We start from the raw sequence: 21,345 nt of genomic DNA on the forward strand, positions 1-21,345 counted from the left end.
TGAGCCAGCAAAGTAATTTTCTGGCTGTTGGAGTTGTATGCCACCACCTGCTTTACGCCCTTACCAAACGGACGCGGTGAAACGTGTTGTTACGCATTTCCGTGCGTCCAGCGAACCCGCGGTGGTGGTATTACCTACGGGAAGCGGGAAGTCGTTGGTGATTGCCGAACTGGCCCGCTTGGCGAGAGGTCGCGTACTGGTATTGGCGCATGTACGCGAGCTGGTGGAGCAGAATCACGCCAAGTATCAGGCCTATGGGCTTAAAGCCGATATCTTCAGCGCGGGTTTAAAGCGCAAGGAAGCGTCGCGCCAGGTCGTGTTTGGCTCGGTGCAGTCGGTAGTGCGTAATCTGGAGGCGTTCAATGACGAAGGCTTCACTCTGCTGGTCATTGATGAGTGCCACCGGGTGTCGCTTGATAAAGACGCAAGCTACCGCCAAGTGATTGATCACCTGCGGGCACAGAACACGAAGTTGAAAGTGTTAGGGCTGACCGCGACGCCTTACCGGCTAGGCCAAGGCTTTATCTACCATCGCCATTACCACGGCATGGTGCGTGGCAGCGACGCGAGCTTTTTTCGTGACTGCGTGTTTGAACAGCCGCTGCGCTTGATGGTCAAGCAGGGCTATCTTGCCGAACCTAAACGCCTGGATATGGCGATTGAAGGGTATGATTTTTCCATGCTGGCGCCGGCAGAAAACGGCCATTACCGTGAAGCGGAGCTAAATCGCGTCGTGGCAGGCAATCGCGCCACCCCCATGATTATCAGCCAGATTATTGAGCGCGCCACTGAGCGGCATGGGGTGATGATATTTGCGGCAACCGTCGCCCACTCCGAAGAGATCATGGGGTATTTGCCTGCCGACCAGGCGGCGCTGATTACTGGAGCGACCCCGTCGGTGGAGCGTACTAAGCTGATTGATGCCTTTAAGGCGCGTGAGCTTAAATACCTGGTGAATGTCTCGGTACTGACGACCGGCTTTGATGCGCCGCATGTAGATTTGATAGCGATGCTTCGGCCTACGGAGTCGGTCAGCCTTTATCAGCAGATTGCGGGCCGGGGGCTTCGACTCTCGCCAGGTAAGCAGGATTGCCTTATTTTGGATTACGCGGGCAATCCCTGGGACCTTTACGCACCGGAAGTGGGCGAGCCAAAACCGCCGGGCGACAACGAGCCGGTGCAGGTTGAATGCCCGGCCTGTGGCCACGCTAATCTGTTTTGGGGCAAGCTCGATGGCGAACTGGTCATTGAGCATTTTGGACGCCGCTGCCAAGGGCTGCTTGAAGATGATAAAGGCAAGCGCCACCAGTGTGATTTTCGCTTTCGCTTCAAGGTGTGCGATAGCTGTGGCGCTGAGAATGATATTGCGGCGCGTCGCTGCCACGGCTGCGAACAGCTGTTGGTGGATGCTGATGACAAGCTTAAAGATGCACTCAAATTAAAAGATGCCCGAGTATTGCGGGTAAGTGGCATGCAATTGGACGCAACCCTTAATGGCCGTGGCCTGCCGCGTCTGAAAGTGACCTATTACGATGAGGATGGCACAACACTCTCTGAGTGGTTTGCTTTGGAAACCCCCGCCCAGCGCCGCGCCTTTTATGCCGCCTTTTTACGTCGGCATGTGCGCGCTCCGGGTACGCCCTGGCAACCCCTCAAGCCAGAGGACGTTATTAGCGAGCAGCGCCGCTTGCGCTATCCGGATTTTGTGGTCGGGCGCAAGGTGGGCCGACATTTCCAGATTCGCGACAAGCTCTTCGACTATGAAGGACGCTATCGTAAAGCTGCCGAAGCAGGCTAACGCACCGTGCGCCAGGCGCAACGTCAGGTGCCGACTTTGTTACACTGCCTTCTAATGCCCACTGACCAAGAGATACCGACTGCGTGAGCGACACACAAAACGCCACCGCTGATCCTGAACGCATGGCTATGTTGGCACAAGAGCCAATCGTCGAGGTGCTTGGGCGGCTGTTCGATGAGCCCATTACTCAACTGCCGGAGGATTTGTATATTCCTCCCGAGGCGCTGCGCGTTTTTTTGGAAACCTTTGAAGGACCGCTGGATCTCTTGCTTTACCTTATTCGTCGGCAAAATTTAGACATCTTGACGATCAACGTGGCCGCGATTACCCACCAGTACATTGAGTACGTAGAGCTAATGCAGGCGATGGAGATCGAGCTTGCCGGTGAGTACTTGCTGATGGCCGCGATGTTGGCGGAAATTAAATCGCGCTCGCTACTGCCTCGGCCGCCCAAAGCGGAGGGCGAAGATGAAGAGGACCCCCGGGCAGAGCTGATTCGTCGCCTGCAAGAGTATGAGCGTTTAAAAGCCGCTGCTGAAACGCTGGATACGTTGCCTCGTGTAGGGCGTGATTGGTTTAGCGTGCAGGCGGGTTTACCCCCGCTTGAGTCGCGGGTGATTCACCCGGATGTAGAACTGGACGAACTGCTGAGTGCGCTTTCCGATATCCTTAAACGTGCCGAATTAACCCAGTCCCATCAGATTAGCCGTGAGGTACTGTCTACCCGTGAGCGTATGCTCAAGATCATGGAGCAGCTCAGCGAAGACAGCGCACACCAACGCTACACGCCTTTTGAAGCCTTGTTTACCCTGGAAGAGGGGCGAGCAGGCGTGGTCGTCACCTTTATGGCTATTTTGGAGCTAGCGAAAGAGGCAATGATCGAAATTGTCCAGAACGCACCACTTTCTCCTATCCATGTACGGGCGCGCAGCGGCGCGATAGTGGATGAAGAAGCCGCTTTTGAAACGCTTGCTGTTGAGGAAGCAGACGGCGCCTTTGAAGAGCCTGCCTTTGAGCCTGATGAGGAGGCACCATGAAGGACACCACCTTAGACAACATTATAGAAGCCGCGCTGCTCGCCGCAGGCGAACCGTTGGATGTCGAGCGGCTCGAAACACTGTTTATCGACGATGAGTGCCCGCCAAGGCGAGAGTTGCGTGACGCATTAGCGCGCCTTGCTCTGCGCCATAAAGAGGGCGCGTTAGAGTTGGTGGAAACCGCATCAGGGTTTCAACTGCGTATTCAGCCACGCCTTGCGCATTGGGTGTCACGCCTCTGGGACGAACGCCCCCAGCGCTATTCGCGTGCGCTGCTTGAAACGCTGTCGTTGATTGCCTATCGGCAGCCCGTTACCCGTGGTGATATCGAAGAAGTACGCGGGGTCAGCGTGAGCAGTTCGATCATGCGCACCTTAATGGAGCGTGGATGGGTTCGTGTTGTTGGCCACCGCGATGTGCCCGGGCGGCCAGCCGTCTATGCTACTACACGAAGCTTTCTGGACGATTTTGGCCTGAAAACACTGGATGCACTTCCCCCCATGCATGAATTGGTTAATTGGGAGGAGAGAGAAGAGGCTGAGTTACCGGCTTCACAAGAGGCTCTCCTCGAAGAGGGGAGTGAGGAAGCGAAGCCCAAAGAAACACCCAAAGAAACACTGGACGAAGCGCCAGAAAGCGTGCAGGATGCGCCACCCAAGACGGCTGAGAGAGCCGACGACCACGCCGAGACGGCGTTAACCCAGCCGCTAAGTTTTGCTGATTTAGAAGCTCGACTTGCGGCACGTGCGCAGCGCTCACATGATGACAGCGCACGCACGCAGACCAATGATATGAGGTCAGACGATCATGACTCAGAGTAACAACACCCCTCCCGTTAGTGAAAAACTCCAGAAAGTGCTTGCCCGAGCGGGGCTGGGTTCGCGGCGCGAAATGGAAACCGCTATTTCTGATGGCCGAGTAAAGGTCAACAGCCAGGTCGCCAAGTTGGGTGACCGCGTTGAAATTCGCGATAAAGTAAGTTTCGATGACCGCCCCGTTACGCTGCGACCCGAGAATGAAGCGCCGCGTCGCGTCATCATGTACAACAAGCCAGAAGGCGAGCTGTGCACCCGTAAAGACCCGGAAGGCCGTCGTACCGTATTTGAGCGTTTGCCACGGCTAAAAGGCGAGCGCTGGATTGCCATTGGCCGACTGGATATCAATACCAGCGGTCTGCTGCTTTTCACGACCGATGGCGAGCTTGCCAACCGGTTAATGCACCCCTCAACCCAGGTTGAGCGTGAATACGCCGTGCGCGTAATGGGTGAAGTAAAGCGCGAACACATCGTAGCGATGGTGGATGGCGTTATGCTGGAAGATGGCCCTGCTCGCTTTACCGATGTGCAAGAGTTTGGTGGTGAAGGTATCAACACCTGGTTCCACGTCGTCATTCTTGAGGGACGTAACCGCGAGGTGCGCCGCCTGTGGGAGTCTCAAGAGCTAACGGTTAGCCGCCTGAAGCGTGTGCGTTACGGCAACATTTTTATTGATAAGCGTGCTAAAGCGGGAGAGTGGGTCGAGCTTTCGCAAGACGAAGTCGATGATCTCGCCACGATCGCTAACCTTGAAGCACGTAAGGTGCCTGAGCTGACGCCTGACGAGAAGAACCGTTGGAGCCGCGACAAAAATAAGCGTCGTCCGGTACAGACAATGCGCAAGCCTAAACGCCGCTAATTTTATAACTACCCAAACCAGGGGTGGAAAATTGGTTCGCACTGGCCAGCCATCAATCGCTTGATGGCTGGCTTTTAAGTATCTGGGTACCTTAAAACGATCGTTGTTGTACCAGGCATGATCGTGGCGGTAGAGACTCGCATGGGCCATGAAACCCGCTTTAATTACACTGCGGGATCAAAGGCTAATCCTGTGGGTGCAGTGCGGGAAAAAGTTAAAAACTTCTTGCCATGGCTGATCATGGTCTGTACTATATGCATCCGTTCGAAGGGGTCGTTAGCTCAGTTGGTAGAGCAGTTGACTTTTAATCAATTGGTCGTAGGTTCGAATCCTACACGACCCACCATCGAACAGCGTAATTAGACATACCGCTATGTCAGTACGGTAAGCAAAAATTTGGGTCGTTAGCTCAGTTGGTAGAGCAGTTGACTTTTAATCAATTGGTCGTAGGTTCGAATCCTACACGACCCACCAAATTCAACGCCCTTGGTAGCTTGCTGCCAGGGGCGTTTTGCTGTGTGCCTGATGTGCACAGCCGCGCAATATACCACTTGCAGAAGACAACAATTTGCCACCACAATGGCTGCATGCAATGTGATTAAGAAAAGTTCATTAGAGAAAGCTGTTAAGAGAAAACAGTTTAGAGAAATAGTTAGTAGCGCAGTAGGTCACCGCGAGAGACGCAGCGGCCTGTTGCAATCGCGAGCGGCATGTGTGGATGACACAGGTCGCGACTAGTGTTTAACAGGGGGATTCCCTGTTCGTCACAGTGGTAGACACGATGACTATTATGACTTCTCAAGCTGAGCTTGATGCTCCGCTCCCTAGCCCGTATTGCCCTACTCGTATTCCCGCAGAAGACCAAGCGCGTGTCGAAGAGATAAAGCAACTGCTGCACACGCACAATGCCGTCTTGGTCGCGCACTACTACACCGATGACGCTATCCAACAGTTAGCGGAAGAAACCGGTGGCTGCGTGGCAGACTCCCTTGAAATGGCGCGCTTTGGTGCCCAGCATGATGCTACTACGTTGATTGTGGCAGGTGTGCGTTTTATGGGAGAAACAGCCAAAATCCTTTCGCCTGAAAAACGCGTATTGATGCCCACGCTGGAGGCAACCTGTTCGCTGGATATTGGCTGCCCGGTAGATGAGTTCAGCGCCTTTTGCGATGCCAACCCCGACCGAACCGTGGTGGTGTATGCCAATACATCAGCAGCTGTAAAAGCACGTGCTGACTGGGTGGTGACGTCATCCATTGCAGTTGACGTGATTGAGCATCTGCAGGCAAAAGGTGAAAAAATCCTTTGGGCGCCGGATAAGCATCTGGGGGGGTATATTCAGAAAAAAACCGGTGCTGATATGCTGATGTGGGACGGCGCCTGTATTGTGCATGAAGAGTTCAAGGCGAAAGGTATTGAAGACTTAAAACGCCTTTATCCTGATGCGGCGGTGCTGGTGCATCCTGAATCGCCGGACTCGGTGGTCAATATGGCGGATGTGGCGGGGTCGACGTCCCAGTTAATCAAGGCCGCTCAAACCTTGCCCAATAACCAGCTTATTGTGGCAACAGATCGCGGCATTTTCTTTAAGATGCAGCAAGCGGTGCCGGACAAGACATTGTTTGAAGCGCCGACAGCCGGTAATGGCGCGACTTGCCGAAGCTGCGCACATTGCCCGTGGATGGCCATGAATGCATTGGATAATCTGGCGGATGCGCTGCGCTACGGCAGTGGGGAAATTCATGTTGATGAGTCGCTGCGTCAGAAAGCGCTAAAGCCGCTTGAGCGTATGCTGAATTTCAACGTTAAATAGGACAGCTGCACGCTGTGATCAGCCAATCAGGCTCCTGGCCCTTCGCAGGCCAGGAACTTTATACGTGCGTGCTATTAATTTCAAAGCGTTAAGTCGTTAAAAGTCATCCAGCGCTTTACGGTATTCAATAAAGGCTTCTCGGCGCTGTTCAATACGTGCAAGCGCTTGCTGGTCGCCCTCTTGCTCGGCCGCGTTGCGAGCCAGTGAGAGTTGCTGAATGCCTCGGTCGACTCGCCCTGTCAGCTGTAAATGCTCGGCGCGCGCCAAATGCCCCCAGCCGTTGTGCCCGCTTCGCCCTGCGGCCTCTGCCAGCAGGTTAAAGCCTGGAGGGTATTCAGGGTTTTGCGCTGTTATGTTACGCAGGAGCTGATAAGCGGCTTCTGGGTCTCGCTGCAGTTGTGCCTCTGCCAAAATCAGTTGGGCGGGCAGATAAGACGGCATCAGCCTCAAAAGGCGCTGGCTGCGGGTGATGGCTTCATCATAGCGTTGGGCATCCAGTGCGACGCTTGCCGCAGACGCAGGCAGCATGCCGTAATCCGGTAGCTCAGTGGCCAGTTGATCGAGCATTTGTAAGGCTTGATCCGTTTGACCATTACGCGCAGTCATTAACGCATCTAGATAGCGTCGCGCCGGCTCTTTTGCGTCATCCTGGGCAAGGCGGGAAGCGGCTTGTTGCGGGGAGTTTTGGTAAATGCTCAATAGGGCGCGAGCGCGCATCATGTCGTAAAGCGTATTGCTGGTATATGTGTTGGCCACACTGAGCTGCGAAGCACGCCCTTGTGCATCGCTTAAACGGCTATCTGAAACAGGGTGGGTCAATAGAAACTCAGGAGGGTTGCCGCCTTGTAGTCGCGCCAAGCGTTGCATGGCAGAAAACATGCGGACCATGGCATGAGGGTCGTAGCCAGCATCGGCCATCGCCTGTAAGCCGATACGGTCAGCCTCTTGCTCGAAACGTCTTGAGTAACTGAGCTGGTCCTGGATCAGGGCAGCCTGTGAGCCCATGGCGGCGGCAAGACCCGCTTCGCCACCTCCGCTGGCCGCTACCAGCATGCCCGCCAGCATGGCGGCCATGGCAGGAAGCTGCGTCTGTTCTGCTCGCGCGCTGCCTCGGGCGTAGTGGCGCTGTGATAAGTGGCCAAGCTCATGAGCAATCACCGAGACGAAAGCACCTTCATCTTCAGCAAAGGCAAAAAGCCCGGAATTGATCCCTACCACGCCACCGGGAACGGCAAAGGCATTCAGTGATCGGTTATCGACCATCACCATCGTCGTTTGCAGGTCTCCCAATTGGCTGTATGGCACCAGGCGCGCCACAAGGCTTTCCAGGTAATCGCTTACGATAGGGTCTTGCCATTGAGGCGCCTGGGCCCGGAACTGACGTAGCCATGCTCGGCCCAAACGGAACTCTTCACTGCTGGCTGATGACGAGGCACCGCCAAGCGTGGGCAGATGATAGTCATTAAGTGCGTAGCTTGGCGGGCTTGAGACGCTAATGCTGCAAGCAACAATTAGCGCGCAGAGCCCGCGGGGATAAGCAGTCCGTAAGTGCGGCATGGCATCCTCATTGATAAGGGTAAAGCGCAGCGATTACCGCTGTGACATTGATTGATGCTGTGAAGTGCCGTTAAATCAAGTGAACAGTGATCATCGCAACATAAACCGTTTATGCAACAATGGCGAGATCATGCAGGCATTTTTAGGGAGCAGGTATGTCTGAATTATTCGTACGTTTTCATCCAGACGTGGTGCTTGATGCGTGTGGGCTGCCGTGTCCGATGCCGTTACTCAAGACGAAACAGGCGCTAGCCGGTTTGGCGGCTGGGCAGTTGCTTGAAGTGCGTGCCACTGATGCAGGCTCATGGCGCGATATCGCGTCGTTTACTGATCAAGGCAATCATGAGATGGAGGCGCGAGAGCAGCATGAAGGTACGTGCTTTTTTTGGATACGTAAGGCGGGAGACGCACACTAATGACCATGCGTACTATTCTTAAAAGCTGGATTGAACGCTATTTCTCTGATGAAGAAGCGCTCGTCTTATTGCTGGTATTGGTGGCTGGCTTTACGGCCATTATCTGGTTTGGCCACATGCTGGCGCCGTTCTTTACCGCGCTGGTTCTGGCTTTTCTGCTGCAAGGGGTGGTGAGCGCTTTAACGAGAAGAGGGATACCGCATCTTTTAGCCGTTACTCTTATTTTTCTAGCCTTTATCAGTGTCCTGTTAACCCTTGCGTTCATTTTAATGCCGCTGATTTGGAATCAATTGGTAGGGTTTGTACATGAAACGCCGCGAATGTTTGCCAGCGGCCAGGGGTGGTTGGATGAGATGCAGGCGCGCTACCCTAACTTGATTACGCCTGATCAAATGCAAAGCTGGATCGGTGTAGCAAGCCGTGAAATTAGCCAGCTAGGCCAGCGTGCGCTGACGCTCTCATTGGCCTCTTTGGGTAATGTCATGTCGCTGATTATTTACCTCGTCCTTGTGCCCATTCTGGTCTTCTTTATGCTGAAGGACCGCGAGGCACTGGTTGGATTCGCGGTTTCGCTGTTGCCACAAAAGCGTGCGCTGTTAACGCGCATCTGGCAGGAAATGGATCATCAGATTGCGAACTATATTCGAGGCAAGTTCATCGAAATCATCATTGTGGGTACGGTAGCGTTTTGCACCTTTACCTTTTTTGGCTTGCCGTATACAGCGCTGCTGGCCGTTCTGGTGGGCTTTTCGGTGCTGGTGCCTTTTATCGGCGCTGCGGTGGCTACACTGCCGGTCATGGCGGTAGCAGGTTTTCATTTTGGATTAAGCGATCAGTTTATTTACGTGCTGGTTGCCTATGGCGTGATTCAGGCGCTGGATGGAAACGTTCTGTCGCCAGTGCTGTTTTCTGAAACCAATAATATTCACCCAGTTTCCATTATTGTCGCGGTGCTTTTCTTTGGCGGTATTTGGGGCTTCTGGGGCGTGTTTTTCGCCATTCCGTTGGCCACGCTCCTAAAAGCGTTGGTCTACGCTTGGCCGCGGGGTGTTCGTGAGCAGAATGCGGAAGAGGGTATTATCCAGGCGGAGTCATAAGGCCGCATAGCCACTGCCCAAGGGTTAACAATACCCTTGGCTTAACACGCTGAGTCTTTTGAAAAGTTAACGCCCGCTCGGTGACGACACCGGGCGGGCGTTTTTGTTAACGACTCGCGTTTAGTGCTTCAGCGGCAGCAAGCACTTCCTCTACGTGGCCTGGCACTTTAACGCCACGCCATTCGTTGGCAAGGTTGCCTGTTGCATCAATTAAGAAAGTACTGCGCTCAATGCCCAGATGCTCCTTGCCGTACATTTTTTTCAGTTTGATAACATCAAATATCGTACAGACGGTTTCATCCTTGTCGGAAATGAGCGGGAAGTTAAAATCCTGCTTGGCTTTAAAATTTTCCTGGGCACGCAAACCGTCCCGAGACACCCCTAAAATAACCGTATTGGCGTTATCGAACGCTTTTTTATGGTCGCGGAAATCGCCGCCTTCGGTGGTGCAGCCGGGTGTGCTGGCCTTGGGATAAAAATAGATAACGACCTGTTTGCCACGTAGTTCCGACAGCGTAATTGTCGTATCGCCCGTCGCACTTGCAGAAAAATCGGGGACAGGTTGGCCTAATTCGATATGCATGCAGACTCCTAATCGTTGACGACTTATAGGGTGATTACACGCAACCTGAGGCAGCATGTCAAAGGCAGGATAGGTGTGCATCACAAACTCACAGCGGTTTGCGCTGTACAGGCTCGAATCGCCTGAGTACCATTTACCCTCTGTAGGCCCAAACGGGCAGTCGCCATGATGCGTAAAAGAGTGGTTCGGCGCCTTGTCTGGATGTCCATGTTGGGCTTGGTCTCATAATTTTGTAGATGAGGAATAAACGGATGATCACAGGCAGCATCGTCGCCCTGGCGACGCCGATGAAAGTCAATGGCGACATCGACTGGGAGGCGCTTCGTCGTCTGGTGAACTTCCACCTTGATAACGGAACAGACGGCATCGTTGCCGCAGGCACCACTGGCGAGCCCACGACCATGACGTTTGCAGAGCACTTTGACGTGATCCGCAGTGTGGTGGAGGAGGTCAACGGACGCATTCCGGTGATCGCCGGTACGGGTGCTAATGCGACGTCTGAAGCCGTTGAGCTTGCTCGGTACGCCAGTGAAGTAGGGGCTGATTACTGTTTGTCCGTTTGCCCCTATTATAATAAGCCGACTCAGGAAGGCTTGTACCAGCACTTTAAGGCGGTGGCAGAAGGCAGCAAACTACCGGTTATCATGTATAACGTGCCGGGGCGTACCTGCTCTGACCTGTACAATGAAACGGTTGTACGCTTGGCAGGCGTTGATAACATCATCGGTTTGAAAGATGCCACTGGAAACCTTGAGCGCGCAGAAGATCTAATTTCGCGCTTAAAGGGCAGTGACTTTATGCTGTATTCCGGTGATGACGCGACGGCCTGTGAGTTTATGCTGATGGGTGGACATGGTGATATTTCGGTGACAGCGAACGTTGCCCCTAAGGCAATGCATGAGCTATGTGCGGCCGCTGTCGCTGGCGATGCAGATAAAGCGCATCAAATTAATACCCGTTTAATGCCGCTGCATACTAATCTGGGCATCGAGTCCAATCCTATACCGGTAAAATGGGCGCTTAACCGGATGGGGTATATGGATGCAGGTATTCGTTTGCCATTGACATGGTTATCCGAGAAGTACCACGCCACTGTTAGTGAAGCGCTGCAACTGGCGGACGTGATTGAGGAGTAATGCTCTTTCATTACACCCAGCGCGATACCCTTTGTTACCGGGAGCGCAGTGATGTGCTGTCGGTTAACTGATTTGTTGACTGTTAAGGTGGCTTGATGAGCTTTGTGCTTGAAAAACGTGCGCTTAAATGGATACCGCTGGCACTCGTAACGGCTGTCGCTCTGGCAGGTTGCGCGCGCGATGGTTATTACCACGACCGTAACCTGGATTACACGGAAGCCGCTCCGGCGCCCCCTCTGGCGCTGCCAGAGACCCGCAATGCTCAGCGCTATCAGGATGCACTGCCCGTTCCTCAAGCAGCCATGCAGGGTGCCCGCATCGAAGAAGCTGCGGAAATACGCGCTCCTCAGTCGCTGTCGATTGGCAGTGGTCTAGAGCCCGAATACGTGGAACGCCGGGAAGCAGGTAGTCAAAGCTGGCTAGTGGTGGCGGCCGATACGGGCGCCGTCTGGCCGCAGTTGGAATCCTTTGCGCGTAGCCGTCAGCTAGGTGTGGAGCAAAGCGATGCGTCGCAGGGCGTTCTCGTAACGTCGCAGGCCGATTTACGTCTGCAAAGTGCCATGCGTTCTGGCAGCAGTGAAGTGCGCTGTGAACGTGGTGGCCAGACCATGACGAGCTGCCTCGACGCCTTGGAAGAGTTTCTGGGGGCGCGTAGTGCGTCACAGAGCGTGGCGTCCTCCTGGAATGCCCAGCGCTTGAATACCCAGCAAACGCTACAGCTTCGTCAGCAGGGTGATGAGTGGGAAACTATCATTCCCCAGCCGATTGATCGTGTTTGGGCTGAACTCAATCACTATCTCGCGTTGGACTTCACCCTGCAAGGTCAGCGTAATCTGCTCGCTACCAGCCCGGAGCGTCATGAATTTCTGGTGGAATACATGACCGAGACTGAGCGTGGTCGCAACCCGCTGCAAATTGTATTTAGTGCCGATGTGCGCAAGATGCCCCAGGAAATACGTATTGTGCTGCAGCCCGATGGCAATCAGACCATTTTACGCGCGGTGAATGCCAGTGAGCGTGAGTTTAATGCCGATGACCAGCGTGAGCTGTTAGAACGTGTTGCTGGCTATTTACGTTAATCTGTTTATTTGATCCCTTTCGGAGCTGTCATGGAAAAGCGCCAAGAACTTTATGCCGGTAAGGCAAAATCTGTATATCACACCGATGATCCGGATCTGCTGGTGCTGCAGTTTCGTGATGACACCAGCGCTTTTGATGGTAAGAAGAAAGAAGCGCTGGCCCGTAAAGGGATGGTCAATAACGTCTTCAACGCGTTTATTATGGAGCGTTTGCAAGAGGCCGGTATCCCTACGCATTTTGAAAAACAACTCTCTGATACCGAGAGCCTTGTTAAAAAAATGCAGATGATTCCGGTCGAGTGCGTGGTACGCAACATCGCTGCGGGTGGGCTGGTAAAACGCCTGGGCGTTGAAGAAGGTGTTGCACTTACGCCGCCTACCTTTGAGCTGTTCTTGAAGAACGACGAAAAAGGCGACCCGATGATCAACGAGTCGTTGGCAGAAACCTTTGGTTGGGCAACGCCCGAGCAGCTGGGCAAGATGAAAACGCTGACCTTCAAGGTTAACCACGTATTAAAGCAACTGTTTGCCGAAGGCGATATGCTGCTGGTGGACTACAAGCTTGAGTTCGGCGTATTCAAGGGCGAAGTGGTATTGGGCGATGAGTTTTCACCGGATGGCTGTCGTTTGTGGGATGCCAATACCCGAGAGAAGCTGGATAAAGACCGCTTCCGCCAAGGCCTGGGCGGCGTGATCGAAGCCTACGAAGAAGTAGGCCGACGCTTGGGAATCACCTTTCCTGCCTGATCGCCCGCACTAGCCAGTCATGATGTCGATAGCCACCACCTCTAACGTGGTGGCTTCGTCGTTGTGTAGGGCTCGAAACTTCACATCGACATCGCGCAGCCTAACGCCATAGACACGCCCAGACTCCTCGCTTTGCTTGTAAGCGGGGCGTGGGTCTTGTCCAAGCACTTGTTCGATCAATGCATGCAAGCTTGCGCTATCAACGCGGCGTGCCAACGTATCCAGTGCATCGTGGCTGAACGTGACTGGCAGCAACGCGGGGGCTTGCGGCGCAAAACCGGCGACAGCTTCAGGGCGTGCTTCGGCCCAGGGCAGGTAGGGCTTGATATCGACCACCGGGGTGCCGCTCACTAAATCGCAGCCTTCGAGTCTTAAACGAACCCCTTGGTGTGTGTCGATACCGGCAAGCGTTACCAGCGAGAGGCCCAACCGATTAGGTCGATGGGTACTGCGGCTGGCAAATACGCCTACCTTGCGGTTGCCCCCAAGCCGTGGTGGGCGTACTAATGGCGTCCAACGCTCTGGGCTTTGGTGAAAAATAAATGACACCCAAAGATGGCTAAAATCCTCCAACCCACGCACCGTTAATGGGTCGTTATAGGGTGCCGTTAGCACGAGAGAGGCGTTGGCCGCCTGCGCCAGGCCTGGTTGGCGGGGTATGCCAAATTTGTCCGGGTAGTCGCTAACAACGTAACCGATAGGCGTCAGCGTAAAGGACGCATTGTCAGGGGCATTGTGCATGCTACTGCCTTATGCTGAGATAGGCGGCCAAGTATAAGGCAGCCTGACGTTATACGCCGAATGTTTGCTTGATCCCCATTTCGATAACTGCTTAGAGGTGATGCATGCCAACGACCGAGGAGCTTTCTGCGCCAAAAGCCCCGGCGGCCAGGGTGACCTACCGCGCCGCTCTAGCGCGCGACGCCGCCGACCAGGCAGAAGTGTTTTACCATGCGGTCATGCAAGGCGCAGCCAGCCACTATGAGCTGAGCCAGAGGCGCGCCTGGGCCAATGCGCTGCCCCGAGAAGCCAGCGCCTGGGCGGTTCGCCACGCGCTTTACACCACACTGGTGGCGGTGTGCGACGGCCGCTGTGTCGGCTTCCTTGAGCTTGATGTTAAGGAAGGGCGTATCGAAACGCTGTATGTGTGGCCCTCGCTGACCGGGCGTGGTATTGGCACCACACTATTGATTCATGCTGAGCGTATGCTGTTGGAGCAGGGAGTTGATCGCATAGAGATTGAGGCGAGTCTGATGCTTTATGACCGCCTGCTGCGCCGAGGCTGGGAAAACCTGGGCGAGCAGTGGGTTGAACGAAGCGGTGAGTCACTTCAGCGCTATCGGATGGAAAAGCGCTTGAGCGCGATTGAAACCTGAGCCTGAGACTAACTCTGAAGCTGAGCCTGGCTATACGCTATAGCTGCGGGTAATTCGCATGGAAAGATCAATTGATTGGATATCTTTGGTCAGCGCGCCGCTGGAAATACAGTCGATCCCCGTATCGGCAATCGCTTTGAGTGTAGCCGCATCGACATTGCCTGAGGCCTCAAGCGTGGCGCGCCCGCCGTTCAGTTCGACTGCTACGTACAAATCTTCAAGTGCGAAATTATCCAGCATGATGATGTCAGCCCCGGCCACCAATGCCTGGTCAAGCTCTTCAAAGGTCTCCACTTCCACCTCTACCGGCACATCCTTGGCAAGTGTCCTTGCATGACTCACCGCGGCCTTGATGCCGCCGCATGCCGAAATGTGGTTCTCCTTGATTAAGAATGCATCCCAAAGACCTATTCGATGATTGTGGCCTCCGCCGCACGTAACGGCGTATTTCTGCGCCAAACGCAGGCCGGGAAGCGTTTTGCGGGTATCGAGCAGGCGAACGCCGGTACCCTCAATCAAGTTGACGTAGCGGCGCGTTGTGGTTGCCGTGGCAGACAGCGTTTGTAACATGTTGAGCGCCGCGCGCTCCCCGGTTAACAAACTACGTGCCGGGCCTTCCAGTTCCAAAAAGCCTTGGCCTTCATCCAGCAAGTCGCCGTCAGCGGCTAGCCAGCGAAGCGTGACGCGCTCATCCAACTGCTGAAAAATTTCATCGACCCACGCAGCCCCACACAGCACTGCAGACTCGCGGGTAATCACCGTCGCCGTTGCCCACTGGTCCTCGGGAATTAGCTGGGCGGTAATATCGCCTGAACCTATATCTTCGTTAAGCAGGCGAGTCACGCAGGTGCTGATCTCTTCAGCTAGCGCATTTTGGTTATTCATGGCGGTGAGCTCTCTGGGCATGATCAAATGAGACCGGCATTATAGTAAAAGAGAGCCGCTAATGAGAGCAGTGAAAAGAGCGCGACGTAAAGGAGACTTTGTGGGTGATTAATGACCAGACACACGACGGCTGGTGGGGCAGGGCGCGCAGGGTTGACTCGCCCAATTGTGATGCGCGACCTATTGATGAAGTATCTTTATTGGTACTGCATGCGATCAGCTTACCTCCTGGGCAATTTAGTGGTGATGCGATAGAGGCGCTGTTCACTAATCAACTGGCAATGGACCAGCACCCCTTTTTTGCCGAGATTGCCCATTTGCGCGTTTCAGCGCATCTGCTTATCCGGCGTGATGGTGAGTGCGTGCAGTTCGTGAATACGGATCAGCGCGCTTGGCACGCTGGGCGTTCATGCTGGTGGGATGGCCGCGCCATGCAGTGGCGGCAGACGTTGAATGACTTTTCACTGGGCATTGAGTTGGAAGGTGATGACATAACGCCCTTTACCAAGGCTCAGTACCACGCGCTGGCAGAAGTCACTCAGTGGTTAATGGTTCGTTACCCAGCGCTTGATGCGTCACGAATTACTGGCCATGCTCATATCGCGCCGCTGCGTAAAACGGACCCGGGCCCCGCCTTTGATTGGGCCTATTTTTACCAGCGTTTGGCGAAAATCCACCTTGATACGCTTTAAAAAGGACGATTAAGTTGTTCAACGACAAGAAAATAAAACGGTAGTTTAGCTACACTGCCTACGCATAAATGGTAATAGGTCGCACTGTCGAAACGTCTATGTTGCAGCGCAATAGTTTGTTTTCGATACGCTTTTCCACTGCTCCGGAATTGGCAGCGTGGCGACTTTGCGGTATCTTCCTATATACAAAAGGCTAACTTTTACGACATTTATGTAGCTTTACTACATTCAGATGTCTGTAGCTCATTGAATATAGAGCTAAAAAAACATTAGCGTTACCGCGCAAATGCTTTTCTGCGGTGGCCATCAATCACCGCAGCTGCCCCAGGCCCGTACGGGTTGGCGGGGCTCATGTCATTTATCGTCATTCGGAGAGACCTCTATGAGTCTGGAGACAAGAGAAGATCTCGATCCGGTCGAAACCACGGAGTGGCTGGAATCCTTGGAATCGGTGCTGGATCGTGAGGGCGAAGATCGCGCCCGTTACCTGATGACCCGCCTGGCGGATCGATTGCGCCGGGACGGGATGAAGGTACCCTTCTCGGTGACAACCCCGCACCGCAACACGATCCCGCTTCATCGTGAAGCGCGGATGCCTGGTGATCTGTTCATGGAGCGTCGCATTCGCTCCTTGATTCGCTACAACGCGATTGCCCAGGTCATTCGTAATAACCGGGCCAACCCCGGGCTTGGCGGCCACATTGCCAGCTTTATGTCATCGGCAACCCTTTATGATGTGGGCTTTAACCACTTCTTCCGTGCGCCTAAAGATGACTTCGCTGGCGACCTGATCTACATCCAGGGTCACGTAGCGCCGGGCATTTACGCACGCTCCTTCCTGGAAGGTCGTCTGTCTGAAGATCAGATGGATAGATTCCGTCAGGAAGTAGATGGCGATGGCTTGTCGTCGTATCCGCACCCTTGGCTGATGCCGGATTACTGGCAGTTCCCGACCGTCTCCATGGGCCTTGGTCCAATCCAGGCGATCTACCAAGCCCACGTGATGAAGTACCTGCATCATCGCGAAATGAAAGACATGTACGATCGCAAGATCTGGTGTTTCATGGGCGATGGCGAGTGTGATGAGCCGGAATCCTTGGGTGCCATCTCACTGGCAGGCCGTGAGAACCTGGATAACCTGATCTTCGTTATCAACTGTAACTTGCAGCGTCTGGACGGCCCTGTACGCGGTAACTCCCGCGTAATGGACGAGTTTGAAGGCGTTTTCCGCGGTGCTGGTTGGAACGTCATCAAGGTGGTTTGGGGTCGCCACTGGGATCCGCTGTTTGAGAAGGATAACAAAGGTATCCTTCAAAAGCGCATGGATGAAGCGGTCGACGGTGAGTACCAGAACTACAAGGCTAACGGCGGCGCTTATACCCGTGAGCACTTCTTTGGTAAGTATCCTGAAACCGAAGAAATGGTTAAAGATCTTTCCGATGATGATATCTGGAAGCTCAACCGCGGTGGCCACGACCCGTTCAAGGTTTACGCGGCCTATCATGAAGCCGTCAATACCTCTAACGGTAAGCCGACGGTTATCCTGGCGCATACGGTAAAAGGTTACGGTATGGGCAGCGGCGATGGCGAAGCAGCCAACGAAGCGCACCAGGTGAAAAGCATGGAGTACGAAGCACTGCGGACCTTCCGCGACCGCTTCGGTATTCCGCTTTCCGATGAGCAGCTCAAGGAAGTGCCGTACTACAAGCCGGAAGATGATTCGCCCGAGCTTAAGTATATGCACCTGCAACGCGAGCGCTTAAACGGCTACCTGCCCAGCCGAAAAAGCGATTTTGAAGCGTTGGAAATCCCCACGCTTGAAGACAAAACCTTTGCCACGCAAATGGCGGGTTCAAAAGGTCGTGAAGTATCGACCACCATGTCCTTTGTGCGCGTGCTCAATGGCTTGGTTAAAGACAAGAAGCTTGGCAAACTGGTCGTTCCGATTATCCCTGATGAAGCGCGTACCTTCGGTATGGAAGGTATGTTCCGTCAGCTCGGCATTTATACCGCCGAAGGCCAGAAGTATGAGCCGATGGATAAAGGCCAAATCATGTACTACCGCGAGGACCAGAAAGGTCAGGTTCTCGAAGAAGGTATTACTGAAGCCGGCGCGATGTCAGCGTGGATGGCTGCTGCCACGTCTTATAGCAATAACCACCTTACGCTGCTGCCGTTCTACATCTACTACTCGATGTTTGGCTTCCAGCGCATTGGCGACTTGGCTTGGGCCGCAGGTGACCTGCAGGCACGTGGCTTTATGGTTGGTGGTACCGCTGGGCGTACGACGCTTAACGGCGAAGGTTTGCAGCACCAGGATGGCCACAGCTTGATCCAGGCGTCGACCATTCCTAACTGCCGTAGCTACGACCCCACGTACGGTCACGAAGTCGCCGTCATCGTTCAGGATGGCTTGAAGCGCATGTTCACTGATAAAGAGAACTGCTTCTACTATCTGACCGTGATGAACGAAAACTATGAGCATCCGGAGCTTGAAAACGTACCGGTCGACGATATCGTCAAAGGCATGTACCTGCTGCGTGAGACGAAGGGCGACAAGGGCCGCGTTCAACTGATGGGGTCTGGCACCATTCTGCGTGAAGTGGAAGCTGCCGCTGAGTTGCTCGAAAAAGACTGGGGTATTGGCGCTGACATCTGGAGCGTGACCAGCTTTAACGAACTGCGTCGTGAAGCGCTGCTGCTTGAGCGTGAATCCTTCCTGAACCCGGACGTTGAGGCCAACAAGCCGCACGTTACGAAATGTCTGGAAGGCCGTGACGGTCCGGTCATTGCTTCGACGGACTACATGAAGCTCTATGCGGATCAGGTCCGTGCATGGGTGCCAGGTGACTATACTGTTCTGGGTACCGATGGCTATGGTCGCTCTGACACGCGTAAGAAGCTGCGTTACTTCTTCGAGGTAGATCGTTACTTCGTTGTTGTAGCGGCCCTGCGTGCACTGGCTGAGCGTGGCGAGATTGAACGTAAGCAGGTTGGCGAAGCCATGCAAAAATATGGCATCGACGCTAACAAGCCGAACCCGCTGACCAGTTAAACCGCTGCCCGGCGGGTTAAGTACCCGCCGGCTCGATCCGATTTGAAAGGAGCGCGACCTTGAGTAGCGAAATCATCAAAGTGCCCGACATCGGCGGTAGCGAAGGTGTCGAAATCATCGAGATCGCGGTGTCGGAAGGCGACGTCATTGCAGCGGAAGACACCCTGATCACGCTGGAATCTGATAAAGCCAGCATGGATATCCCGGCCCCGAAGGGCGGTAAAGTCGTTAAAGTGCTGGTTAAAGAAGGCGATACCGTTTCCGAAGGCGACGATATCGTTGAGCTGGAAGTGGAAGGCAGCGACGACACATCGTCTGAAAGCCAGTCTGATGAGAGCGCCAAAGAAGACAGCTCGAAAGAAGACGCCGCACCGGCAAAAGAGCAGGCTCAGGAAGCTTCCAAGCCTGCGCCTAAAAAAGCCGCGGGCGGTAAGCAAACCGTGGATATCAAAGTCCCCGATCTGGGCGGCTCTGACAACGTTGAGATCATCGAAGTCGCGGTTAGTGAAGGCGATAGTATCGACGCTGAAGATACGCTGATCACCCTGGAGTCTGATAAAGCCTCCATGGACGTGCCGAGCCCGCATACCGGTAAAATTGTCGCGTTTACCGTAAAAGAAGGTGACACGGTTTCTGAAGGCGATGTTATCGGCCAGATGGAAATCGAAGGTGAAGGTGGCGACGAGGCTGACGATGAATCGCCTGCTGAAGAAGAGACGAGCGCATCCGACAGCGAGCCTGAAGATGCCAGCAGCGACGACAGCGACGACAGCGAAGACGACGCGGCCAGCGGCGAGCCAGAGCGCAAGGAGATTCGCGTTCCGGATATTTCCGGCTCTACCGACGTACCGATTATTGAAATCGGTGTGGCAGTAGGCGATGAGATCAGCGAAGAAGATCCGTTGATCACGCTGGAATCTGATAAAGCCTCCATGGACGTTCCCAGCCCCTATAAAGGCAAGCTCCTTGAGCTGACCGTTAAAGAGGGTGATACCGTCTCTGAAGGCGATATCATTGGTTATATGGAAGTAGCGGGCGCGAAGAAAGCCGCTTCCAAGCCAGCGCCGAAGAAGGAGACTGCTCAGAAAACCGCTGAAAAGAGCACTGCCAAGCAGAGTGCATCAGCCGCGGGCGGTACGCCCAGCCCTGAAGCGCAAATGGCCGCGCACAAGCCGCGTGATGGCAAGTTGGTACACGCAGGCCCAGCTGTGCGTATGCTGGCCCGCGAGCTTGGCGTCGACATTGGCCTGGTTAAGCCCAGCGGCCCCAAAGAGCGCGTGCTCAAAGAGGACGTTCAGGCCTATGTGAAGCAGGTCATTGCGAACCAGGGCAAGGCGCAAGCATCGGGCGGAGCAGCTGCCGCCACGGGTGGCGCCGGTATTCCGCCGATTCCGGAAGTCGACTTCAGCCAGTTCGGTGAAGTGGAAGAGAAGCCGATGGGTCGCCTGTTGAAAATGGGCGCGACCAATCTGCATCGTAGCTGGCTCAACGTGCCACACGTGACCCAGTTTGACGAAGCGGATATTACCGAGCTTGAGAACTTCCGTAAGTCGATGAAAGCCGAAGCCGAAGCGCAGGGGGCCAAGTTAACCCTGCTGCCCTTCCTGGTGAAAGCGTGTGCCTTTGCACTGCGTAAATTCCCGCAGTTTAACGTCAGCTTAAAAGGCGATGGCGAAACGCTGGTATGGAAGAACTACGTTCATATCGGTATTGCTGTTGATACCCCTGATGGCTTGATGGTGCCGGTACTACGTGATGCCGATAAGAAGTCCTTGATCGAGATTGCCAAGGACATGGCAGAGCTGGGTAAAAAGGCACAAACCAAGAAGCTCAAGCGGGAAGAGATGACCGGTGGCTGCTTCACTATTTCGAGCCTCGGTTCGATTGGTGGCACAGCGTTTACACCGATCGTGAATGCGCCTGAGGTGGCTATTTTGGGTGTTTCCAAAGCCCAAATGAAGCCGGTTTGGGATGGCAGTGCCTTCCAGCCGCGCTTAATGATGCCGCTGTCGCTTTCCTATGATCACCGAGCAATTAACGGTGCGGATGCTGCGCGTTTCACGGCATTCCTGGCGGATGTGTTGACCGATATTCGCCGCTTGTTGCTGTAATCAGGTTGTCGGCATGATGTGGATTGTCGTGGCGCTGTTTGATGCGGTATCACGGCAATCCACGAAGAAGTATATGAGAAAGTAGCTGCAATAAGGTTTAGTCAACGGCGCCCAGTGATGGGCGCCGTTTGCGTTTAGCACTTCAAACGAGGCAGCTAGTGCGCGAGGCTTGCATCACTTGGCTGTTTTATTTAAAAAAATCTTACAAAAATACCCTTCTCAGGCTTTTGGGGAGTTGTGCCGCATGAGTGGCCCGGTTATTGTCGGTTAATTCATTTTATTGCGTTTT

18 protein-coding genes and 2 tRNA genes are annotated in these 21,345 nt (G+C 54.2%); 16 read left to right on the forward strand and 4 right to left on the reverse strand.

All coding sequences use genetic code 11. The features are described 5' to 3' along the window. Positions 1-37: 37 nt before the first annotated feature. The 7 genes from ACT3RU_RS07410 to nadA all read left to right on the forward strand — a co-directional run bounded on the left by ACT3RU_RS07410 (position 38) and on the right by nadA (position 6,322). Positions 38-1,798, forward strand: coding sequence for a DNA repair helicase RadD (locus ACT3RU_RS07410; protein WP_192527616.1), 1,761 nt, complete (start codon positions 38-40; stop codon positions 1,796-1,798). A gap of 122 nt (positions 1,799-1,920) precedes the next feature. After that, entirely contained in the window at positions 1,921-2,835 is a 915-nt protein-coding gene (locus ACT3RU_RS07415; RefSeq protein ID WP_192527647.1) for a segregation and condensation protein A, read from the forward strand. Continuing rightward, positions 2,832-3,656: an SMC-Scp complex subunit ScpB gene (gene scpB, locus ACT3RU_RS07420; protein ID WP_192527617.1), complete on the forward strand. Its 825-nt coding sequence runs from the start codon at positions 2,832-2,834 to the stop codon at positions 3,654-3,656. The genes ACT3RU_RS07415 and scpB overlap by 4 nt, the downstream gene beginning before the upstream one ends. Next, on the forward strand, positions 3,643-4,509 hold the full coding sequence (rluB, locus tag ACT3RU_RS07425) for a 23S rRNA pseudouridine(2605) synthase RluB (RefSeq protein WP_087105950.1): 867 nt from the start codon (positions 3,643-3,645) through the stop codon (positions 4,507-4,509). The genes scpB and rluB overlap by 14 nt, the downstream gene beginning before the upstream one ends. A 270-nt stretch (positions 4,510-4,779) precedes the next feature. Next, positions 4,780-4,855, forward strand: a tRNA-Lys gene (locus ACT3RU_RS07430). 52 nt (positions 4,856-4,907) lie between these two features. Next, a tRNA-Lys gene (locus ACT3RU_RS07435) sits at positions 4,908-4,983 on the forward strand. Between the two features lie 307 nt (positions 4,984-5,290). Continuing rightward, positions 5,291-6,322: a quinolinate synthase NadA gene (gene nadA, locus ACT3RU_RS07440; RefSeq protein ID WP_192527618.1), complete on the forward strand. Its 1,032-nt coding sequence runs from the start codon at positions 5,291-5,293 to the stop codon at positions 6,320-6,322. Positions 6,323-6,418: 96 nt separating this feature from the next. Here the strand turns inward: nadA and ACT3RU_RS07445 are convergent, their stop codons facing one another. Beyond that, complete coding sequence (locus ACT3RU_RS07445) at positions 6,419-7,879, reverse strand: M48 family metalloprotease (protein ID WP_192527619.1); 1,461 nt, start codon at positions 7,877-7,879, stop codon at positions 6,419-6,421. Positions 7,880-8,034: 155 nt separating this feature from the next. Here ACT3RU_RS07445 and ACT3RU_RS07450 point away from each other — a divergent pair, with 155 nt between their 5' ends. Further along, the gene (locus tag ACT3RU_RS07450) at positions 8,035-8,295 is read left to right on the forward strand and encodes a sulfurtransferase TusA family protein (protein WP_192527620.1); all 261 of its coding nucleotides are present in this window, start codon (positions 8,035-8,037) and stop codon (positions 8,293-8,295) included. Continuing rightward, positions 8,295-9,392: an AI-2E family transporter gene (locus tag ACT3RU_RS07455; protein WP_192527621.1), complete on the forward strand. Its 1,098-nt coding sequence runs from the start codon at positions 8,295-8,297 to the stop codon at positions 9,390-9,392. Before ACT3RU_RS07450 ends, ACT3RU_RS07455 begins: the two co-directional genes overlap by 1 nt. A 106-nt stretch (positions 9,393-9,498) precedes the next feature. On the opposite strand, the gene ACT3RU_RS07460 is transcribed toward ACT3RU_RS07455, so the two are convergent. Beyond that, entirely contained in the window at positions 9,499-9,975 is a 477-nt protein-coding gene (locus ACT3RU_RS07460; RefSeq protein ID WP_192527622.1) for a peroxiredoxin, read from the reverse strand. Positions 9,976-10,226: 251 nt separating this feature from the next. Between ACT3RU_RS07460 and dapA the strand changes: the two genes are divergently transcribed. The 3 genes from dapA to purC all read left to right on the forward strand — a co-directional run bounded on the left by dapA (position 10,227) and on the right by purC (position 12,937). After that, entirely contained in the window at positions 10,227-11,111 is an 885-nt protein-coding gene (gene dapA / locus ACT3RU_RS07465; protein WP_087105963.1) for a 4-hydroxy-tetrahydrodipicolinate synthase, read from the forward strand. A gap of 95 nt (positions 11,112-11,206) precedes the next feature. Further along, on the forward strand, positions 11,207-12,190 hold the full coding sequence (gene bamC / locus ACT3RU_RS07470; protein WP_192527623.1) for an outer membrane protein assembly factor BamC: 984 nt from the start codon (positions 11,207-11,209) through the stop codon (positions 12,188-12,190). Positions 12,191-12,220: 30 nt separating this feature from the next. After that, positions 12,221-12,937, forward strand: a complete 717-nt coding sequence (gene purC / locus ACT3RU_RS07475; protein WP_192527624.1) for a phosphoribosylaminoimidazolesuccinocarboxamide synthase — start codon at positions 12,221-12,223, stop codon at positions 12,935-12,937. Positions 12,938-12,946: 9 nt separating this feature from the next. On the opposite strand, the gene tsaA is transcribed toward purC, so the two are convergent. Beyond that, positions 12,947-13,678: a tRNA (N6-threonylcarbamoyladenosine(37)-N6)-methyltransferase TrmO gene (gene tsaA / locus ACT3RU_RS07480; RefSeq protein WP_192527625.1), complete on the reverse strand. Its 732-nt coding sequence runs from the start codon at positions 13,676-13,678 to the stop codon at positions 12,947-12,949. 104 nt (positions 13,679-13,782) lie between these two features. Here tsaA and ACT3RU_RS07485 point away from each other — a divergent pair, with 104 nt between their 5' ends. After that, positions 13,783-14,313 carry a GNAT family N-acetyltransferase gene (locus tag ACT3RU_RS07485; protein WP_172117409.1) on the forward strand — a complete coding sequence of 177 codons (531 nt, stop codon included), beginning with the start codon at positions 13,783-13,785 and terminating at the stop codon, positions 14,311-14,313. A gap of 30 nt (positions 14,314-14,343) precedes the next feature. On the opposite strand, the gene nadC is transcribed toward ACT3RU_RS07485, so the two are convergent. Further along, complete coding sequence (gene nadC / locus ACT3RU_RS07490; RefSeq protein ID WP_192527626.1) at positions 14,344-15,198, reverse strand: carboxylating nicotinate-nucleotide diphosphorylase; 855 nt, start codon at positions 15,196-15,198, stop codon at positions 14,344-14,346. A 107-nt stretch (positions 15,199-15,305) separates the two neighbouring features. On the opposite strand from nadC, the gene ampD reads away from it, so the two are divergent. The 3 genes from ampD to aceF all read left to right on the forward strand — a co-directional run bounded on the left by ampD (position 15,306) and on the right by aceF (position 21,056). After that, positions 15,306-15,890, forward strand: coding sequence for a 1,6-anhydro-N-acetylmuramyl-L-alanine amidase AmpD (gene ampD, locus ACT3RU_RS07495; RefSeq protein WP_192527648.1), 585 nt, complete (start codon positions 15,306-15,308; stop codon positions 15,888-15,890). Positions 15,891-16,272: 382 nt separating this feature from the next. After that, on the forward strand, positions 16,273-18,945 hold the full coding sequence (aceE, locus tag ACT3RU_RS07500) for a pyruvate dehydrogenase (acetyl-transferring), homodimeric type (protein WP_192527627.1): 2,673 nt from the start codon (positions 16,273-16,275) through the stop codon (positions 18,943-18,945). A gap of 59 nt (positions 18,946-19,004) precedes the next feature. Next, a complete protein-coding gene (gene aceF / locus ACT3RU_RS07505; protein ID WP_483392650.1) occupies positions 19,005-21,056 on the forward strand; it encodes a dihydrolipoyllysine-residue acetyltransferase in 2,052 nt (683 codons plus the stop codon). Positions 21,057-21,345 lie beyond the last annotated feature (289 nt).

Origin of the sequence: Halomonas sp. TP35, assembly GCF_052375975.1 — a bacterium.
Lineage (GTDB): Bacteria > Pseudomonadota > Gammaproteobacteria > Pseudomonadales > Halomonadaceae > Vreelandella > Vreelandella citrativorans.